Annotated in this window: 16 protein-coding genes and 1 pseudogene; 9 read left to right on the top strand and 8 right to left on the bottom strand. The window is 69.4% G+C overall.

The window, feature by feature from the left end; genetic code table 11:
* Positions 1–49: 49 nt before the first annotated feature.
* Together ACIA73_RS19550 and ACIA73_RS19545 are read right to left on the bottom strand one after the other, a co-directional pair.
* Entirely contained in the window at positions 50–898 is an 849-nt protein-coding gene (locus ACIA73_RS19550; RefSeq protein WP_399439836.1) for an NAD(P)H-binding protein, read from the bottom strand.
* A gap of 158 nt (positions 899–1,056) precedes the next feature.
* A complete protein-coding gene (locus ACIA73_RS19545; RefSeq protein ID WP_399440115.1) occupies positions 1,057–2,013 on the bottom strand; it encodes a DMT family transporter in 957 nt (318 codons plus the stop codon).
* A 128-nt stretch (positions 2,014–2,141) separates the two neighbouring features.
* Between ACIA73_RS19545 and ACIA73_RS19540 the strand changes: the two genes are divergently transcribed.
* Positions 2,142–3,041: a LysR family transcriptional regulator gene (locus ACIA73_RS19540; RefSeq protein WP_399439835.1), complete on the top strand. Its 900-nt coding sequence runs from the start codon at positions 2,142–2,144 to the stop codon at positions 3,039–3,041.
* Between the two features lie 161 nt (positions 3,042–3,202).
* On the opposite strand, the gene ACIA73_RS19535 is transcribed toward ACIA73_RS19540, so the two are convergent.
* Positions 3,203–3,631 carry a hypothetical protein gene (locus ACIA73_RS19535; protein WP_399439834.1) on the bottom strand — a complete coding sequence of 143 codons (429 nt, stop codon included), beginning with the start codon at positions 3,629–3,631 and terminating at the stop codon, positions 3,203–3,205.
* A gap of 219 nt (positions 3,632–3,850) precedes the next feature.
* Here ACIA73_RS19535 and ACIA73_RS19530 point away from each other — a divergent pair, with 219 nt between their 5' ends.
* The gene (locus ACIA73_RS19530) at positions 3,851–4,891 is read left to right on the top strand and encodes a LacI family DNA-binding transcriptional regulator (RefSeq protein WP_399439833.1); all 1,041 of its coding nucleotides are present in this window, start codon (positions 3,851–3,853) and stop codon (positions 4,889–4,891) included.
* Positions 4,892–5,508: 617 nt separating this feature from the next.
* Here ACIA73_RS19530 and ACIA73_RS19525 read toward each other — a convergent pair.
* Positions 5,509–6,819, bottom strand: a complete 1,311-nt coding sequence (locus ACIA73_RS19525; protein WP_399439832.1) for an ROK family protein — start codon at positions 6,817–6,819, stop codon at positions 5,509–5,511.
* A 180-nt stretch (positions 6,820–6,999) separates the two neighbouring features.
* Here ACIA73_RS19525 and ACIA73_RS19520 point away from each other — a divergent pair, with 180 nt between their 5' ends.
* Genes ACIA73_RS19520 through ACIA73_RS19505 form a run of 4 tightly spaced genes read left to right on the top strand, consistent with a single transcriptional unit; the run spans position 7,000 to position 11,615 of the window.
* Positions 7,000–8,316, top strand: coding sequence for an ABC transporter substrate-binding protein (locus ACIA73_RS19520; RefSeq protein ID WP_399439831.1), 1,317 nt, complete (start codon positions 7,000–7,002; stop codon positions 8,314–8,316).
* An 11-nt stretch (positions 8,317–8,327) separates the two neighbouring features.
* On the top strand, positions 8,328–9,320 hold the full coding sequence (locus ACIA73_RS19515; RefSeq protein ID WP_399439830.1) for a carbohydrate ABC transporter permease: 993 nt from the start codon (positions 8,328–8,330) through the stop codon (positions 9,318–9,320).
* Between the two features lie 28 nt (positions 9,321–9,348).
* Entirely contained in the window at positions 9,349–10,188 is an 840-nt protein-coding gene (locus ACIA73_RS19510; protein WP_399440114.1) for a carbohydrate ABC transporter permease, read from the top strand.
* 35 nt (positions 10,189–10,223) lie between these two features.
* Positions 10,224–11,615, top strand: a complete 1,392-nt coding sequence (locus ACIA73_RS19505; protein ID WP_399439829.1) for a GH1 family beta-glucosidase — start codon at positions 10,224–10,226, stop codon at positions 11,613–11,615.
* 25 nt (positions 11,616–11,640) lie between these two features.
* On the opposite strand, the gene ACIA73_RS19500 is transcribed toward ACIA73_RS19505, so the two are convergent.
* From ACIA73_RS19500 to ACIA73_RS19485, 4 genes and pseudogenes are all read right to left on the bottom strand, one after another.
* Positions 11,641–12,234 carry a peptidase inhibitor family I36 protein gene (locus ACIA73_RS19500; RefSeq protein ID WP_399439828.1) on the bottom strand — a complete coding sequence of 198 codons (594 nt, stop codon included), beginning with the start codon at positions 12,232–12,234 and terminating at the stop codon, positions 11,641–11,643.
* A complete protein-coding gene (locus tag ACIA73_RS19495) occupies positions 12,212–12,346 on the bottom strand; it encodes a hypothetical protein (RefSeq protein ID WP_399439827.1) in 135 nt (44 codons plus the stop codon). Before ACIA73_RS19495 ends, ACIA73_RS19500 begins: the two co-directional genes overlap by 23 nt.
* A gap of 8 nt (positions 12,347–12,354) precedes the next feature.
* Complete coding sequence (locus tag ACIA73_RS19490; RefSeq protein ID WP_399439825.1) at positions 12,355–13,248, bottom strand: phytoene desaturase family protein; 894 nt, start codon at positions 13,246–13,248, stop codon at positions 12,355–12,357.
* A 61-nt stretch (positions 13,249–13,309) separates the two neighbouring features.
* Positions 13,310–13,426 (bottom strand): annotated as a pseudogene (locus ACIA73_RS19485) (AMP-binding protein); the annotation flags it as partial.
* A gap of 472 nt (positions 13,427–13,898) precedes the next feature.
* Here ACIA73_RS19485 and ACIA73_RS19480 point away from each other — a divergent pair.
* From ACIA73_RS19480 to ACIA73_RS19470, 3 genes are all read left to right on the top strand, one after another.
* The gene (locus ACIA73_RS19480; protein ID WP_399440113.1) at positions 13,899–16,079 is read left to right on the top strand and encodes a discoidin domain-containing protein; all 2,181 of its coding nucleotides are present in this window, start codon (positions 13,899–13,901) and stop codon (positions 16,077–16,079) included.
* A 241-nt stretch (positions 16,080–16,320) separates the two neighbouring features.
* Complete coding sequence (locus ACIA73_RS19475) at positions 16,321–18,450, top strand: discoidin domain-containing protein (protein WP_399440112.1); 2,130 nt, start codon at positions 16,321–16,323, stop codon at positions 18,448–18,450.
* A gap of 175 nt (positions 18,451–18,625) precedes the next feature.
* Positions 18,626–19,717 (top strand): DUF1996 domain-containing protein, encoded by a 1,092-nt coding sequence (locus tag ACIA73_RS19470; RefSeq protein WP_399439824.1) that lies wholly within the window; start codon positions 18,626–18,628, stop codon positions 19,715–19,717.
* Positions 19,718–19,788 lie beyond the last annotated feature (71 nt).

The raw sequence follows: 19,788 nt of genomic DNA, 5'->3' as shown, positions 1-19,788 counted from the left end.
CGCTGGTGGCGGCTGCGCGTCCACGCCCAAGGACGCGCAGCCGCCCCCCTCAGCGGAAGTCCGCCGCGTGGTCCACCGCCCACTCCCGGAAGGACCGGGCCGGGGTGCCGGTGATGCGCTCCACTTCATCGTTGACCGGCTCCGGGCGATCGAGCATCTCCGCCTGGGCCGGCACGATGGCCGCCACCAGTTCCGCCGGGTAGCCGGTGGCCCTCATCTGCTCGGCGGCCTCGTCCAGCGTGATCTCCTCGAACCGCACCGGGCGCCCGATCGCCTCGCTTATCAGCGCCACCTGCCGCTCCTGGGTGACCAGTTCGGGGCCGGTGATCAGAGGGCGGGTGCCGAGCAGGGCATCGGTCGTCAGTGCCTCGACGGCGACCGCAGCCATGTCCGCCTCGTGGATCAGCGGCCGGGCCAGTCGCGCCAGCGGCGCCCGTACCGCACCGGTGGTACGGACCTCTTCCGCCCAGCCCAGCGTGTTGCTCGCGAAGCCGGTGGGCCGCAGTGCCGTCCACTCCAGGCCCGATGCCTCGATCAGCCGCTCCAACTGCGTGTGGAACATGGTGATCGCCTCGCCGGGCTCCTCCTCGTCCCCGACCCCGGCGGACGACAGGTACACCACCCGTCGAGCGTGCTTCCCGATCGCGTCGATCACGTCCGGCGCGCCCTCGGCGCTCAGGAACGGCCACACCAGGAAAACCGTGTCGACGCCGTCCAGCGCCGTACCCAGCGACGCGGGATCACCGAGATCGCCGCGTACCGCCTGCACGCCCTCAGGGAAGTCCACCTTCCCCCGCACCAACGCCCGTACGGGCACACCCGCCGCGTGCAGTTGGGCCACCACCGCGCCGCCGACCTTCCCCGTCGCGCCGGTCACCAGGATTCTGGGCTGTGTCATCGGAATCTCCTCGTCTCGCCGTTCGATGACACGACTCTCGTACCTCGACCGAGCTTCAGGTCAAGCACGGTGGCCAAGGTTGTGAGTTCGGTCTTCCGATCGCCCCGCTCGTCGGGTTCCACCAGCGCGGGAGCCACACGTCGGTTCTCTGCGGGCCCTCAGCCGGCTGGGAGCGGTGGCGCTGAAGAGGGCGCGGAAGCCGCCTTGCCGGCAGGGGGAGTTGGCTCGTCTGGTCCGTGCGTTCGTGGGTTGGCTTCGCGGGCGGCCTTGGGCCCCTTGCTGCGGGTGAGCGCGACGCCGAGGAGTACCACGGCCATCCCCGCGATGATCCGCGCGCTCAGTTGCTCGTCAAGGACGAGCGCGCCCAGCGCGATCGAGACGACCGGCAGCAGATAGCCGACGGTGGCGGCCGCCGTGGGGCCTTCGGTCGCGATGATCTGGGAGTTGAGGTGGAAGGTGATCCCGGTGCCGAAGATGCCGAGGACGATGACGGCGATCACCGCGCTGAGGCTGGGACCTGCCGGGGCCGCCGGTCCGGTGGGCAGCGCGAGCGTGGTCAGGCCCGTCGCCATGAGCAGCTGAGCCGCGGAGAGGGCAAGTGGTGAGGAGCCTCGCAGGCTGAGGAAGCGGGCCATGTAGGCGAAGGCGACGGCATAGCTGGCCCCCGCCCCGAGCAGGACCAGGGCGCCCCCGCCGACCAGCCCCGACTGCTGCCAGGGCGCGAAGATCAGCAGCACGCCGGCGAAGCCGAGCAGCAGCCCGCCCAGGCGCCGCGGGCCCAGCCCACGGTCGGTACCGAGACCGAGGCCGATCAGCAGCGACCACAGAGGGGTCGTGGCGTTGAGGACGCCGACCACCCCGGAGTCGACGTGTCGGGAGCCGAGGCTGAAGAGGAAGAACGGCAGCGCGTTGCAGAAGAAGGCAGCCACCACGAGATGCCCCCAGATCCGGCGCTCGCGCGGCATCCGCTGGCGTGCGGCGCGGGCCAGGACCAGCAGCACGCCGGCGCCGAGGGCGCAGCGGATGACGGTGATGTGCAGTGGGGCCAGGCCGCCGCTGAGCGCGACCTTGATCAGGAGGAAGCCCGAGCCCCAGAGAAGGGCCAGGACGGCCATGCGGAGATGGGTGCCGCTTCTGCCACTGCGCACGGGCTGCCTCCAGGTGATGGTGTTTCTCTTACGGTGTCCCGGGCCCGCCCGTAAGACAAGCGAAGAGATCTTCAGGAAGCGTTAAGCTCAGCTACATGCTTGATGTGCGACGTATGCAGGTACTGCGAGCCGTGGTCACCAGCGGTTCGGTCTCCGCGGCTGCCCGGAATCTCGGCTATACGCCCTCGGCCATCAGCCAGCAGATGGCCGTGCTGGAGCGTGAGGCCGGTATCGCGCTGCTGGAACGGACCGGGCGGGGTGTACGGCCGACGGATGCCGGGAGGCTGCTCACCGAGTACGCCGCGGCCATCGGCCGGCAGGTCGCGGAGGCGGAGACCGCGCTCGCCGGCCTTCGGGAGGGGCGTACTGGACGGATCGCGGTCCGCTATTTCGCCACGGCCGGGGCCCCGCTGCTGGCTCCCGCGCTGGCGGAGCTGCGCCGCGAGCAGCCGGGCGTGCAGGTCGAGTTGAAGCTGAGCGATCCGCATGACCCGCTGCCGGAGGTGCGGGAGGGCACGGCCGATCTGGCGCTCGTGGTCAGGGCGCGGGAGAGGGCGGCCGTTGAGGGCATCCGCCTCGTGCACCTGCTCGACGACGGCTATGACGCTGTGCTGCCCAAGGGCCATCGGCTGGCCGGGAAGCGGGTGCTCGATCTCGCCGATCTCGCCGATGAGCCGTGGATCGCCAGCGACCGTCCCGGCCCCTGCCTGGAGCCGGTACTCAAGGCCTGCGGCGCGGCCGGCTTCACCCCGGATTTCGTGGTGGACAGCGAGGACCATGCCACGGCGCAGGGCTTCATCGCCGCCGGACTCGGCATCGGCGTGATCCCCCGGCTGGGCATCGGCAGCCGGCATCCCGGCGTGCTCGTACGCAAGATCCGTAACCCGGAGCCCGTCCGCTCGATCTGGGCGGCCGTGCGGGAATCCGCACCGGCCACCCCCGCCCTGAGCGGACTGATCGACTCGCTGCGCGCCTGCGCTGCCCAACGGAGGTAGTTCGCCTGCCGGACCACGTCACACTGCACCATCGAGCCGGGTCATCTCTGCGACGGACTCACCACTGACGCGCTCGATCGGACCCGCCAGATCCACGGCGCAGACCTGGCTGGCCGGTCCGGCTGCCTGCCGGCTGCCCCACCGAGGCGAGTTCAACTGGCTCAGCGGGAGCAGATGACGGTGACGAGGGTGAAGGACGCGAAGAAGGGTCCCTCGGAGAGCGCCGTGAACCACCTACGGCCGCGCGCGTCGTCGATGTGGCCGCCCTGGATGGCTCGCTGCATGTTGCGGCCGAGTCCCAAGGTGCGATCCGCGTCCTGGAAGTCGAGGAAGACCGGTGTCGTGGCCCTCACCGTCTCGACAGCGAACCCCGCCCGTTCGGCGTCACGAGCGAGACGGCGGCCGATGGTGGCGTGACGGACCGCCTCTGAGGTGGTGCAACGCGTGAACGCACGGCTCGTGTCGAGATCTTCCGCATCGACGACCAGGGTGTCCCAGTCCGGCTCGGCCAGGGCCGGAAGGTCCGCGCCCGGGCCGCATCCCACATCGAGCGCGGTCTGACCCGGCTGGACGTCCAGCAACTCCAGCATTTCCCGTTTGTACCCGCGTCCGGCGGTGCTGGCCGCGGCTTGCCGCATGTAAGAGGTCGACACCGATGACTGCCTCGTGGGCGGCGTCCTCGGCCCGGCCAGGCCGAGGGCCGGGTCAAAGGCGTGAGGCCGACCCTCATCGCAGCCACGTCGACCGAACAGGCCGGACCGGCCGGCCGCAGGCGAGGGCCGTGCACGCAGCGCGGATAGGGTACCGGCATGACCAGACAGGCGCCCACCCTTGAGGACGTCGCGCGGGAGGCAGGTGTCTCCCGCGCGACCGTGTCCCGGGTTGTCAACGGCATCCGCAACGTGGATCCGACGATCCAGGCCGCAGTGCGCGGCGCCATCGAGCGGACCGGCTACGCCCCGAACCGTGCCGCGCGTTCTCTGGTGACCCGGCGGACCGAAACCGTCGCTCTGGTCGTCTCCGGAGCGGGTGACGACTCGGAGAGCGCCCAGAACCGGTTCGCCTCCCAGGTGCTCGGCGACCCGTTCTTCGGCCGGGTGGTCAGCGGTGTCGTCGGCTTCCTGCGTCCCCGTTCGATGTACCCGGTGCTGATGTTCGCCGAGACCGATACCGCGCGGCAGGACGTGGTTGCGTACCTGCGGCAGGGCAGGGCGGACGGCGCGCTGATCTTCTCCACCCATGCCGGGGACCCGCTGCCGGGCCTGCTCGCCGCCGAGCGGATACCGTGCGTGCTGTTCGGTCGTCCTGCGCTTTCCGCGCCGGTCAGCTACGTGGACGTGGCGCACCGCGAGGGCGCGCGGCTGGCCGCTGAGAAGCTGCTGGCACGCGGCTGCCGCCGAGTAGCCACCGTTACGGGCCCGCTCGACCTGTCGACTGCTCAGGAGCGGTTGGCCGGCTTCCGGGACGCGATGGCCCGGCACGGCCAACCGCACGTCATGACGGCCGAGGGCGGTTTCACCGAGGACAGTGGTGCGGCGGCGATGGCCCGTCTGCTCGCCGAGGACGGTGACATTGACGGGGTCTTCGCGGCCAACGACCTGATGGCGCAAGGTGTGTGCCGGACCCTGCACGAAGCCGGCAGACGGGTGCCGGACGACGTGGCGGTGATCGGGTTCGACGACTCGGGCCCGGCGCTCACCTGCCGGCCGTCGCTGACCACGGTCCGCCAGCCGATGGAGGAGATGGCGGCCACGATGGCGAGGCTCCTGCAGGACCAGATCGAGGGCGGGCAGCCGCAGCCCGTGTCGGTCGTCTTCGATGCGGAACTCGTGGTCCGGGAATCGGCGTGACGAGGTGTCTGGAACCTGCTGTCTGTTGCCCGTTGACGCTCCCTCTGCATACCGCGTGAGGTGTTGACACTCGTGTGGATGTCTTCTGAATTCGCGACAGGAGAGGGTCTCCAATAAATCGGTGAGGGTGAGAGAGCCGCCAACTCGTCGAGTTCCGCTGCCGAGAGGCTGAAAGCGGGTCTTTCGACGACATCGATCCGTGTGCTGGTGACGGGTGGTGCGGGATTCATCGGCTCCCCTTACGTGCGCACCCTCCTCGGGAGAGGTGGTCCGGGCAAGCCGCTGCCGCCGGCGAGCAGCATCCCTTTCACAGGCTCGCGCCGCCGTCGCGGTCCACGGGCGGGGTGCGACCGAGCCCCGGGGCGGTAACGGGCCCGGCCGCGATCCACCGTGGAGCGCCCGCGCAGTGGCTCGCCGGCTACGCGGCGGCCGCGCCGGGACGGATCGAACGGGTGACGGCGGAGGTGCTCGTCACACCGCGCGCTGCGGTAACGGTCCACCGTTGAGGGGACCTGGCGTCCGGCCCCCGGACCGGGCGAGCCCGTCGTCCGTTCGCGCCGGGTGCGGTGTGCCGACGGAGCGTGGGCCGCCGGCCCGGGCAGGGCCCTTCGGCGCCCTCACTGCGCCGCCCGCTTCCCCAGCGCGGTTTTCCACGCCGGCGTCGTCTCCTCGATTTCCGGCGGCTCCCGGCGGCCTCCCCGGGCGAAGAACTCGGCGAGCGGCAGGATCGCGGCGCCGACCGTGACGGCGTCGGGTCCCAGGGTGCCGAGTCCGATGCTCACGTGCGAGGCCGGGTAGGGGAGGGCACCGAGGAGGGCGTGCTCCCTGACACTGTCGAGGAACCTGGTACCGAGCTGAAGGCCTGCCCATCCGCCCACGACGATCCGCTCCGGTTGGAAGAGGTTGATCAGATCGGCGAACCCGGCGCCGAGGTACTCCGCGGTCTCCTCCAGGACGGCGAGCGCGGTCGCGTCGGCCTCCGCCCCGGGGGCGGAAGGATGGGCGGAGGCGAGAAGTGCGGTCAGTGCTGTCTCCTCATCGGCGCCGGCCGGAGGGCGGCCGCCGGCCTCCCGCCAGCGCTCCAGGAGCGCTTCCGCTCCGGCGTAGGCCTCCAGGCAGCCCTGGGCGCCGCAACGGCAACGGCGCCCCCGGACCCGTACCTTCAGATGCCCCCATTCCACGGCCCGCGCGGAGTGCAGGTCCTCGCTGACGACGCACGCGCCGACTCCGGAACCGAAGAGGACGACGACGGCGCTGCTCGCTCCGCGGCCGCCCCCGAACCACATCTCGGCCTGACCCAGCGTCATGGCTCCGTTGTCGATGAAGTACGGCACCTCCGGCGGCAGCGTCACGGTCTCGCGCAGCAGCCGCTCCAGGGGCACGGCGTCCCAGCCGATTGTCTTTCCGTGCACCACCGCGCCGTCCTGCGGTGTCCTGGCGACGATGCCCGGAACTCCTACGCCCACGCCCAGCAGTTTCCCGGGCGCCACCCCTGCCTGCTGGACGACCTCTTCGATCCCGTCACGTATGTGAGCGACCACGAGAGCGACGTCGTAGCGCTCCTCCCGTCGTTGTTCGTTCGTGGCGAGCGGTTTCTCCACCCGTGCGAGCTCGGTGAGGGCCAGGTCGAAGAGCTCGACCCGGACCCGCGTCTCACCGACGTCGACGCCGATCATGCAGGCACTGCCCTGGTGGATGCGCAGGAGCGTGCGGGGCCGACCGCCGGCGGAGTCGACGCTGCCGGCTTCCTCCACCAGGCCCTCTGCGACCAGCTCCGCCACCACGTTGCTCACGGACCCCGAACTGAGGCCCGTGGCCGGCCCGAGGGAAAAGCGGCTCAGAGGCCCGTCGAAATACAACCGTTGCAAAACCGTGGTGCGGTTCTCTCTCCGCAGGTCACGCACGGTACGACCGCTGCGCACTCTCACCGGACACCCTCTTCCGTAGGTCCTACGCGCAACATACCGCTGTGACGACCCTTGACGCGACCTTCTCCCGAGGTTTAACTCACACTCTAAATTAAGCCGAGAGGCCGTCAGGTCCTGGTGTGGGACGCAGCTTCCTGATCCCACTCGGCTTCACCATCCCTGAAAAGGACTCGTGGACCCATGCGCAGAACCAGAATCGCAACTGTCGGAGCCGTCATTCTCTCCCTCGTCCTCTCGGCGGCTGCCTGCGGCGGCGGTTCCGCCGGTGGTTCCGGATCCAACGAACAGCCCAAGACTCTCACCTACTGGGCATCGAACCAGGGCGCCAACATCGAGGTCGACAAGAAGGTCCTGCAGCCCGAGCTCGACAAGTTCGAGAAGCAGACCGGCATCAAGGTGAAGCTGGAGGTCGTGCCCTGGGCCGACCTGCTCAAGCGGATCCTCACCGCGACCACCTCCGGCCAGGGCCCCGACATCCTCAACATCGGCAACACGTGGAGTGCCTCGCTGCAGTCGACCGGCGCCCTGCTGCCGTGGGACGCGAAGAACTTCGACGCCATCGGCGGCAAGGACCGCTTCGTCGAATCGGTCCTCGGCTCCACCGGTGTCCAGGGGCAGGACCCGGCCGCCGTTCCGCTGTACTCCATGGCGTACGCGCTCTACTACAACAAGAAGCTGTTCAAGGAAGCGGGCATAACCAAGCCGCCGGCCACCTGGGACGAGGTCGTCGAGGCGGGCAAGAAGCTCACCAAGATCGGCAAGTCGGGCATCGGGGCCGAGGGCTCCAACCTCTCCGCCAACATCCACCAGGTCTTCGTCCTGGGCAAGCAGCACGGGGCCGACTTCTTCACCGCCGACGGCAAGGCCGACTTCACCTCCGACAACGCGGTGGCCGCCGTCAAGCAGTACGTCGACCTCATGGCCACGCACAAGATCGTTTCTCCCGGGAACGCCGAGTACGCGCAGAACCAGTCCCTCAGCGACTTCTCCAATGACAAGACCGGCATGGTGCTGTGGCAGACCGCAGCTGCCACGTTCAAGACCCAGGGGATGTCAGAGGACGAGTGGGGGGTTGTTCCGGCCCCCGTGCCGTCCGGCCGGCCCGGCCCGGGCAAGCAGACCAACTCCATGGTCGCCGGCATCAACATGGCCGTCTTCAAGAACACCAAGAACCACGATGGCGCGCTGAAGTTCGTGAAGTTCATGACCAGCGACGAGGAGCAGAAGACCCTCAACAAGGCCTACGGCTCCATTCCGCCGGTCAAGACCGCCCAGCAGGACGCCGCCTTCAACACCCCCGACCTGGTGGCACTCCGCGACACCCTCGCCTCCAGCGCCGCCGCCCTCCCGCAGTTCCCCGAAGAGTCCCAGTTCGAGACGGTCGTCGGCACCGCGGTCAAGGAGCTGTTCGCCGAGGCCGCCGCCGGCCAGGCCGTCACCACCGATTCCGTGCGGGCCAAGCTCGAAAAGGCCCAGCAGCAGATGCCCAAGAAGTAGGCCGCCCGAACATGACCGAAACCGTCGTCACTCCGCGGAGTGAGCGGACGGTGCGCAAGGCCGCACCCGGAGGGGCGCGCAGACCGCGCCGCTCCGGGCGTCGCCGCGTCGCACTGCCGTACCTGCTCCTCCTGTCCGCTCTGCTGCTCGAACTCCTGGTGCACCTCATACCGATGCTCATGGGCGTCACCATGAGTTTCCGCGAGCTCACCCAGTTCTACATCCGCAACTGGTCCGAGGCCCCCTGGACGGCCCTGGACAACTACTCCCTCACCGTCGACTTCGACGCCCCCGTCGGCCAGGCGCTCCTGCAGTCCTTCCTGACGACCTGTCTGTTCACCGTCCTGTCCGTGGGACTGTGCTGGTGTCTGGGGACGGCCGCCGCGATCTTCCTCCAGGAGAACTTCCGGGGCCGCGGCTTCCTGCGGACCCTGTTTCTCGTCCCGTACGCGCTGCCCGTCTACGCCGCCGTCATCACGTGGGCGTTCATGTTCCAGCGCGACAACGGCATCATCAACCACGTCCTGCACGACCAGCTCGGCATCGGCGACAGCCCTGCCTTCTGGCTCATCGGGGACAACAGCTTCTGGGCGCTGCTCATCGTCTCGGTCTGGAAGGGCTGGCCCTTCGCCTTCCTTACCGTCATGGCCGGTCTGCAGAACATCCCCCGGGACATGTACGAGGCTGCGGCCCTCGACGGCGCCGGCGTGTGGAAGCAGATCCGGCACATCACCCTGCCGTCCCTGCGCTCCGTCAACCAGGTCCTCGTCCTCGTCCTCTTCCTGTGGACGTTCAACGACTTCAACACGCCGTTCGTGCTCTTCGGCAAGGCGGCACCCGAAGCCGCCGACCTGATCTCCTTCCACATCTACCAGTCGTCGTTCCAGACGTGGAACTTCGGCACCGGCTCGGCCATGTCCGTGCTGCTCCTGCTCTTCCTCCTCGTCGTCACAGGCATCTACCTCCTGCTCACCACCCGCGGAAGGAAGACTTCCGATGTCTAGGCACGCGCAGCCCGCTCAGCGCTCACCCATGGCCGCGCCCAGTTCGTTCCTCTGGACCCGGCGGATCTTCCTGACCCTGCTCACCGCGTTCGTGGTGCTGCCCGTGTATGTGATGATCTCCAGCTCCCTCAAACCCCTCAAGGACGTCTCGGGGAAGTTCGAGTGGATCCCGTCCGACATCACGCTGCGGCCGTACTTCGACATCTGGGAGACCGTCCCGCTCGCCGACTACTTCGTGAACTCGATTCTCGTCGCGGGCGCGGCCACCGTTCTCTCCGTAATCGTCGCGATCTTCGCCGCGTACGCCGTAAGCCGCTACACCTTCCGCGGCAAGCGGGTCTTCACCGTGACGGTCCTCTCCACGCAGATGTTTCCCGGCATCCTCTTCCTGCTGCCGCTCTTCCTCATCTACGTCAACGTGGGCAACGCCACCGGCATCGCTCTCTTCGGCTCCCGCGAAGGCCTGGTCCTCACCTACCTGACCTTCTCGCTGCCGTTCTCCATCTGGATGCTGACCGGCTACTTCGACTCGATCCCGCGCGAACTCGACGAAGCAGCCAAGGTCGACGGCTGCGGTCCGATCCGGGCGCTGTTCCGCGTCATCGTGCCGGCCGCCGCCCCCGGCATCATCGCCGTCGCCATCTACGCCTTCATGACCGCCTGGGGCGAGGTCCTCTTCGCCTCCGTCATGACCAACGAGACCACCCGCACCCTCGCGGTCGGCCTCCAGAGCTACGCCTCCCAGAACGACGTCTACTGGAACCAGGTGATGGCCGCCTCCCTCGTGGTGAGCGTCCCTGTCGTCGTCGGCTTCCTGCTCCTCCAGCGTTACCTCGTCGCCGGCCTCACCGCGGGTGCGGTCAAGTGACGTCCTCCTCCACACTGACCACGAAGAGGTCCCCTGTGTCCGAATCCACCGACTTCCGCACCTCGCTCGACCTGGAGGCGTTCCCTCCGGAATTCGCCTGGGGAACGGCGACCGCCGCATACCAGATCGAGGGCGCCGTCGCCGAGGACGGCCGGTCACCCTCCATCTGGGACACCTTCTCCCGTGTCCCCGGTGCGATCGACAACGGCGACCACGGCGACGTCGCCTGCGACCACTACCACCGGTGGCCCGAGGACATCGCCCTGATGAAGCGCCTCGGCACCGACACGTACCGGATGTCGGTCGCCTGGCCGCGCATCGTGCCCGGCGGCGACGGCCCCGTCAACAAGGCCGGACTCGACTTCTACGACCGGCTCGTCGACGGCCTCCTCGACGCCGGGATCACCCCGTCCGTCACCCTGTACCACTGGGACCTGCCGCAGATACTCCAGAACCGGGTCCTGGACAGCCACGGCGGCTGGACCGAGCGGGTCACGGCCGAGCACCTCGCCGCGTACGCCTCCGTCGTCGCGGAGCGGCTCGGCGACCGGGTCACCCGGTGGGCCACCCTCAACGAGCCGCTCTGCTCGGGGTGGATCGGCCACTTGGAGGGCCGGATGGCCCCCGGAATGACCGACCTCACGGCGGCCGTGCGCGCCTCGTACCACCTCCTGCTCGGACACGGCCTCACCACCCAGGCCGTCCGCGCCGCCGTACCCGGGGCCCAGGTCGGACTCGTCACCAACCACTCCACCGTCGCAGCCGCGTCCACCCGGCCCGAGGACATCGCCGCCGCGGCCCGCATGGACGGCCACACCAACCGCTGGTGGCTCGACCCCGTGTACGGCCGTGGCTTCCCCGTCGACATGCGTGAGCTGTACGGGGTCGAGCTGCCCGAGCGGGCAGGGGATCTGGAGACCATCGCCGCCCCGCTCGACTGGCACGGCCTCAACTACTACTTCCCGGTCACCGTCGCCGACGATCCGGCCGGCCCCGTCCCGTACGCCTCCGAGGCACGCCTGCCCGAGGTTCCCCGTACCGGCATGGACTGGGAGATCGACGCCGGCGGCCTGGAAGCCTTCCTGCTGCGGCTCACCGAGGATTACGGCGTACGCAAGCTGTACGTCACCGAGAACGGCTCGGCGTTCCCCGACACCGTCGGACCCGACGGCGCCGTCCACGACCCGGAGCGCACCCGCTACCTCGAGCAGCACATCGCGGCCTGCGCTCGCGCCGTCCGCAAGGGTGCGCCGCTCGCCGGCTACTACGCCTGGTCCCTGCTCGACAACTTCGAATGGGCCTACGGCTACGACAAGCGTTTCGGCCTGGTCCACGTCGACTACGCCACGCAGAAGCGGACCGTGAAGACGAGCGGCCGGTGCTACGCGGACATCGTTCGCGCCCACCGTGAGGCGACCGCCGGCTGACCGGAGCCCCGCGTCCGGCCTCCGGTCAGCTGCCCGGAGGCCGGAAGCGGGCGGACGTGCGTGGCTGAGGGTGGCCGGTCCTCCGTTGTAGGTACGGCCGTCGCGCCACCCCCGGGATGCCCGGGGGTGGCCGCCTACGCGCTCGGCCGCTTCCTTCGCAACCGGAGAGTGGAACCGAAGAGACCGGGGGAGGGCGCCCGCTCCGGCTGTGGGTGTTGACAACGGATCTCGCCGGTCCGGCCCACCCGGAACTGTCCAGATTGACGCACGTGCCCCCGGCGGCCGACGAACTGACGGTCAGCCGCTCCCCGGTGAAGCCCGTCTCCGCGAACAGGCAGACGGTCCTGACGGACGAGCAGTCTCCGGCGCTTGCCGCGACCGCCGGTGCGGCGGTCGGCAGGACGAGCGCCGTGGTCGAGACCGCAAGTGCCAGGGCGGACCCGACTCGCCTCAGGTTGGCCTTCTGCCCTTCGGGGTGCTTCTGTCCCTGTTGGCCTTCTGCCCTTCGGGGTGCTTCTGTCCCTGCTTGAACACAGTGCTCCTCCTCGTTGTCCTCGACGCCCGTTCGGGCGCGGGTATGCCAACTCCGTATGCGGTCACGACACGGCGGTCGGCGCACCGGAGGGGCTGTTGGGCGCGGCCACAGGAGTGGGGGCCTGTTCGGCGCCGTCCGCGTATCCGGGTTCGATCCGCGCCCGGTCCAGGACGTCGGATTCCCGTCCGGGGAACACGAGGTTCCTCACTTCGTGCGCAGCGGCGGCACGGACCGGGCCGCGCGGGCTCTGCCTCGTGAGACACGCAGTGGATCCCACCCCTCGCCGCGCTCGGGCAGCAGTCCGGGATCGCCGAGCACCGCGCCGGCCCTGACCGCCGCCAGCAGCGGACGGCCCAGGATCTCCGACGCGCACAGCACACCGCTGGCGCCGGCGCCGGGGAAGCCGCCACCGGCCCGCGTGCTCACGCCGACCAGGTACAGGCCGTCGACCGGTGTCCGGTACGACGGCCGCAGCGGTCCGGTCTGACGGGGCGTCGCCGCGAGCCCGTACGCGGTCCCGCCCGTGGCGCCCGTGTAGCGGGTGTGGGTCTCGGCGGTGGACAGCTCCAGGTGGGTCAGGCGATCGCGGAACGGTCCCAGTGCCCGTTCCGCGAGGTCCAGCAGCCGCGCGGTGACGTGAGCCTTCCTCTCGGTGTACTCCGGACTCCTGCGGTACGTGCGGGAGTACGGCTCCGTCTTCGTCCGGGGCAACAGGGTCAGCACCTGGAAAGCGCGCTGGCCGGGGGGAGCGATAGCCGAGGCGAGGGTGACGACCCCGAACCCGGTCCCCGGCGAACGGGAGTGGCACACATCGATGTCGTCGTCCGCGAAGCACCAGATGTTGGCGTCGGTGGGCCAGTCCGGTTCATGGTCGACCGCCAGGAACAGCGAGGCCGTGGGCAGCGCGTACCGACCCCGCTCCACTCTCCCCCGGAGAGCGGGAGAGAGCAGGCCGGGAGGCAGCAGATCCGTCATGGTGCGGTGGTAGTCCGCGTTGGAGACGACGACGGGCGCGTCGAGCCTTTCGCCGGACGTGAGCAGGACGCCGCCCGCTCGGCCCCGGCGCACCGTCACCTGTTCCACCGGGAGGGCCCGCACGGTCGACCACCGCGATGTCGTCGAGCGAGGAGCCGAGTTCCGCCAGACAGGACGAGGCGGTGAGATCGACGATCATGACCGGCATGTCCGCCGCGTCCATCATGGCCCGGGTCCGTTCCGCCGGATACTCCGGATTGAGCGGTACGACGGCCGCGCCCGCGTAGAGGGCGGCGAGCACGCCCGCGTAGGCGAGCGGCCCGGGCGCGGAGCGAGCACTCCGACCCGTCCCGGTCCGGACCTTGCCGCGAGGACGGCGCCCGCCAGTCCGCGGGCCTCCAGGTCGAGCTGACGGTACGTCAGTTCTTCCCCGCCGGCCCGTACCGCCGGCCGGTCCGGTGAGAGGGCGAGGCCGCGCCGGAACCAGTCGAGAAGGGTGTCGCTCTGTGTCATCGCCGGGCCTCCCCGGCACCCCGTGCGCCGTCACCGGCGCACAGTACGACCGCGCCCGTCGCCTCCTCGGGGTCCACGGCCGCGACGCCCTGCGAGGCCGAATCCGCCCTCCGGGCGCTCCTATCGCTGCTTAAGTCAAGAGGAAAGGAAAGTCGTGTCAGAAGTATTGACCGCACCCAGGGGGAGGGGCATGGTTCCGGAGAGCGCTCTCCCCCGCGCTTTTCTCGCTACAAGGAGATCCCCTGATGGCTACATTTGGCATGCCCCTGGCGGCTCCACCGCCGCCCCGCGGCCGCGTACGGCGCAGTCTCGCGGCTGCCGTCGTCACCGCGGTTGCAGCCACGCTCCTGGCCGTGGTGCCGACCAGTGCGGCACAGGCTGCTCCCGTGCTCCTGTCGCAGGGCAAGCCCGTCACGGCTTCGAGCCAGGAGCACTACGGAACCCCGGCGACGGAAGCGGTGGACGGAAACCTCGGTACGCGTTGGTCGAGCGCGGCTTCCGACGCGCAGTGGCTGCAGGTCGACCTCGGCAGTGCCGTCGCCGTCAACCAGGTGGTGCTGCGCTGGGAGGGGGCCTATGCCAAGGCCTACCGGATCGAGCTGTCGACGGACGGAACCCACTGGACAACGGCGTACTCGACCGCGGCCGGCGCGGGCGGCAACGAGACCGTCGCCGTCTCCGGCACGGCCCGGTACGTGCGCATGCAGGGCGTGACCCGGGCCACCGGATACGGCTACTCGCTCTGGGAGTTCCAGGTGTACGGGTCCACCGGCGGCACCGGTCCCACCCTGCCCGGCGGTGGCGACCTCGGCCCCAACGTGCACGTCCTCGATCCTTCCACCCCGGACATCCAGGGCAAGCTGGACCAGGTCTTCAAGGAGCAGGAGTCGGCGCAGTTCGGCAGCGGGCGGCACGCCTTCCTCTTCAAGCCCGGCACCTACAACAACCTCAACGCGCAGGTCGGCTTCTACACGCAGGTCGCCGGTCTGGGGCTGCGCCCGGGTGACACCACCATCAACGGTGACGTGACGGTCGACGCCGGCTGGTTCAACGGCAACGCCACCCAGAACTTCTGGCGCGGCGTGGAGGGCCTCACCGTCAACCCGGTCAGCGGCACCAACCGCTGGGCGGTCTCCCAGGCCGCGTCCTTCCGCCGGATGCACGTCAAGGGCGGCCTCAACCTGGCGCCCAACGGCTACGGCTGGGCCAGCGGCGGCTACATCGCCGACAGCAAGATCGACGGCCAGGTCGGCAACTACTCGCAGCAGCAGTGGTACACCCGCGACAGCTCCATCGGCGGCTGGTCCAACAGCGTGTGGAACCAGACCTTCTCGGGTGTCGAGGGCGCTCCGGCCAACGCGTTCCCCGAGCCCCGCTACACCACGCTGAACACCACGCCCCTCTCCCGTGAGAAGCCCTACCTCTACCTTGACGGCAACGAGTACAAGGTCTTCGCCCCGGCCAAGCGCGAGAACGCGCGCGGTACCAGCTGGGCGAACGGCGCCCCGGCGGGCACGTCCGTACCGCTGAACCAGTTCTACGTCGTCAAGCCGGGCGCCACCGCCGCCACGATCAACCAGGCGCTGGACCAGGGCCTGAACCTGCTGTTCACCCCCGGCGTCTACCACGTCGACCAGACCCTCAACGTGAACCGTGCGAACACCATCGTGCTCGGCCTCGGCCTCGCCACGATCATCCCGGACAACGGCGTCACCGCCATGAAGGTCGCCGACGTCGACGGCGTCCGCCTCGCCGGCTTCCTGATCGACGCCGGGCCGGTCAACTCGCCGACCCTGCTGGAGCTCGGCCCGCAGAACTCCGCCGCCGACCACGCGGCCAACCCCACCACCGTGCAGGACGTCTACATCCGTATCGGCGGCGCCGGCGCGGGGAAGGCCACCACCAGCATGGTCGTGAACAGCGACGACGCCATCATCGACCACACCTGGGTGTGGCGCGCCGACCACGGCGAGGGCTGGGGCTGGGAGACCAACCGCGCCGACTACGGCGTACGCGTCAACGGCGACGACGTGCTGGCCACCGGCCTGTTCGTGGAGCACTTCAACAAGTACGACGTCGAGTGGTACGGCGAGCGCGGCCGCACGATCTTCTACCAGAACGAGAAGGCCTACGACGCCCCGAACCAGGCCGCCATCCAGAACGGCGCCACCAAGGGGTACGCCGCCTACCGGGTCGACGACTCGGTGAACACCCACGAGGCCTGGGGCCTGGGCAGCTACTGCAACTACAACGTGGACCCGACCATCGTCCAGGACCACGGCTTCAAGGCTCCCGTCAAGCCGGGGGTGAAGTTCCACAGTCTCCTGGTGGTGTCCCTGGGCGGCATGGGCCACTACAACCACGTCATCAACGACACCGGGGCGTCCACCATCCCCTCGGGCACCTCGACCGTGCCGTCCACCGTCGTCTCCTTCCCCTGAGACGTCCATGCCTCACCGCCGTACGACGGTGAGGACCTCGATTCCCTTCCGGGCCGGGAGCTCGCTTCCCCGCGGTCCGGCCCGGAAGGGCTCGCACGGCGACTCCGTGCAGCCCCCTCCACAAGCGCCGCACGCGCACCGGGCCTGACGGTCCGGCCGGCGCGCCCGGCTCACGAAACAGCCAGGAGCACAGGTGTCCCGTCCCCCCTTCGCACCCACTCGTTCCCGCAGACGCAACACGATGTCCCTGGTGACGCTCGGCGCGCTGCTGGCGTCCTCACTCACCCTGAGCCTGTCCCCGCAGGTCCAGGCCGCAGAAACGCTTCTCTCTCAGGGCAGGACGGCCACCGCATCCTCCCAGGAGGGCGAGGGATTCGCCGCGTCCGCCGCTGTCGACGGGAATCTCACCGGCACCCGGTGGGCGAGCCGGTGGAGCGACGCTCAGTGGTTCCAGGTCGACCTCGGCGCGAGCCGCACCCTGAACCGCGTGGTCCTCAACTGGGAGGGCGCGTACGGCAAGAACTACGAGATCCAGGCCTCCGACAACGGCAGCGACTGGCGCACCCTGAAGACTGTCACCGGCGGCGACGGCGGCACCGACGAGGTCGCCGTCTCCGGCTCCGGTCGCTTTGTCCGGATGCAGGGCGTCGCGCGCGCCGGCGGCTACGGCTACTCCCTGTGGGAGTTCCAGGTCTACGGCAGCCAGGGGGGCACCGTCGACCCCCCGCCGGGCGGCGCGGTCAAGGTCGCGGGCTCGCAGGGCAATTGGCAGCTGACCGTGGGCGGCCAGCCCTACACGGTCAAGGGTCTCACCTGGGGTCCGTCCGTCGCGGACGCCCCCAAGTACCTGCCGGACGTGAAGTCGATGGGTGTCAACACCATCCGCACCTGGGGCACCGACGGTTCCACCAAGCCTCTCCTCGACGCCGCGGCGGCGCAGGGACTGAAGATCGTCAACGGTTTCTGGCTGCAGCCCGGCGGCGGCCCCGGATCCGGTGGCTGCGTCAACTACGTCACCGACACCACCTACAAGACGAACTCGCTCAACGAGTTCGCCAAGTGGGTGGACGCGTACAAGAGCCATCCCGCGACCCTGATGTGGAACGTCGGCAACGAGTCGGTGCTGGGGCTGCAGAACTGTTACAGCGGTGCGGAGTTGGAGGCGCAGCGCAACGCGTACACCAGCTTCGTCAACGACGTCGCCAAGAAGATCCACACCATCGACCCGGACCACCCGGTCACCTCGACGGACGCGTGGACCGGGGCCTGGCCGTACTACAAGCGCAACGCCCCCGATCTCGACCTGTACTCGATGAACTCCTACGGCGACATCTGCGGGGTGCGCCAGGACTGGATCGACGGCGGGTACACCAAGCCGTACATCATCACCGAGGGCGGTCCGGCGGGTGAGTGGGAGGTTCCCGACGATGCCAACGGTGTGCCCGACGAGCCCACCGACGTGCAGAAGGCGGACGGTTACACCAAGGCCTGGGACTGTGTCACCGGCCACCGGGGCGTCGCACTCGGCGCGACCTTCTTCCACTACGGCCTTGAGCATGACTTCGGCGGTATCTGGTTCAATCTGGTGCCCGACGGGCTGAAGCGCCTGTCGTACTACGCACTGAAGAAGGCGTACGCGGGCAGCACGGCAGGGAACAACACCCCGCCGGTCATCACGAACATGGCCGTCACCCCGGCGTCCGCCGCCCCCGCGGGGCGTGAGTTCACGGTCCGGGCCGACATCCGTGACCCCGACGGCGACCAGGTCACTCCGAAGATCTATCTGAGCGGCAACTACGCGAACGGTGACAAGCGGCTGGTCGACGCGCAGTGGCGCGCCACTGGCAACGGCACGTTCGCCGTGACCGCGCCGGAGAAGCTCGGAGTGTGGAAGGTCTACATCCAGGCCGAGGACGGCAAGGGCAACGCGGGCATCGAGACCAAGTCCGTGAAGGTCGTCGCCCCGCCGGTCACCGGCACCAACCTCGCTCTGAACAGGCCCACCACCGCCTCCTCCGCCCAGGCCTCCTACGGCGACTGCCCGTGCCCCGGGTCCAACGCCACCGACGGCAACACCTCCACCCGCTGGGCCAGCGACTGGGCCGACCCGCAGTGGATCCAGGTCGACCTCGGCGAGGCCAAGCCCGTCCGCACACTGCAGCTCGTCTGGGACCCCGCGTACGCCAAGGCGTACGAGGCACAGGTGTCCAACGACGGGACCACCTGGCGCACGGTGCACTCCACCACGACGGGCAACGGTGACATCGACACGATCAGTCTCAACGAGACGGCCCGCCACGTGCGGCTCAACCTGACGCAGCGCGGCACCGGCTGGGGCTACTCGCTGCACGAGTTCGGTATCTACAGCTGACGACGCCGAACCTCCTGAACGGGGGTGATGGGGGTCGTAGCCGGATCCCGCCACCCCTGCACCACCGCACCACCGCACCACCAACCCTGCACCACCGCACCAACCGAAGAAGCACCACATCCGTCGCGTGACGCCCGTATGGACACGCGAACCCCCACATGGGCAGGAGATCCCCATGAGATCGAGTCCCAAACGGCTCCCCGCACTCCTCCTCGGTACGGCCCTCATCGCAACCGTCCTCGGCATCGGCACCGTCGCCACCGCGGCGGGTGCCGACAGCAGCGCCCCGACCGCCGCCACCGTGGCCGGCGCCCACAGTGGACACACCATGGCTGTGTCCACCCAGGCGTCGGGTGACGACGCGGACGGGGACGGCTACATTCCGGCCGTACCGCAGGTCACCGGGGTGACACCGTCCACCGCCACCCCGCCGCCCGCCTACCACCACGAGTTCCAGGCAGGCTGCTCGGTCACCCACACCGCTCCGGACGACCCGATCGTCTACCCGGGCCAGTTCGGCAAGTCCCACGACCACACGTTCATGGGCAACACCTCCACCAACGCCGCCAGCACCACCGGCTCGCTCTACGGAGGGAACACCACCTGCAAGGCACCCGCGGACGCCTCCGCGTACTGGATGCCCACGCTGTACAAGGGCGACCAGAAGATCCTCCCCGTCGGCCCGCAGGTCATCTACTACAAGGCGGGTGTCACCGACTACCGGAGCGTGCGGCCCTTCCCCAAGGGCCTGCGGTACGTCGTCGGCAACCCGATGCAGAGCGCCGAGGAGTTCCGCGCCCACAAGGGCTTCGTCGAGGGCTGGGAGTGCGGTGACAGCTTCTTCAACTCCGACATCCCGGCGAGCTGTCCGAGCCGGCCGGACGTCCAGCTCAACCTGCGCATGCAGGCGCCCAGTTGCTGGGACGGCAAGTACCTCGACACTCCCGACCACAAGAGCCACATGGCCTACCCGGTCGTCAAGCCCGGCACCAACGACAACATGTGCCCCACCTCCCACCCCGTCGCCCTGCCGATGATCGAGTTCAAAATGGCGTGGCCGGTCAACGGCGACATGAGCCAGGTCCGCCTGGCCAGCGGGCGCGGGTACTCCTTCCACTACGACTTCTTCAACGCGTGGGAGGAACGAACCCTCAAGGCCCTGGTCGACCACTGCATCGTCGGCGGCCTCCAGTGCGACACCCGGGGCTTCGACCTCTACCGACCCGAACGCGGCACGGTCCTGAACGCCGACCACCGACTGCCCTGACCAGGCCGAAGGCTCCGACGCCCGGCCGTCTCCCACCCCGGAGACGGCCGGGCACCCATCCGCCTGCGTTC

The organism is Streptomyces sp. NPDC051561 (assembly GCF_044454195.1).
Lineage (GTDB): Bacteria > Actinomycetota > Actinomycetes > Streptomycetales > Streptomycetaceae > Streptomyces.
This window is presented reverse-complemented; position numbering and strand designations above follow the sequence as displayed.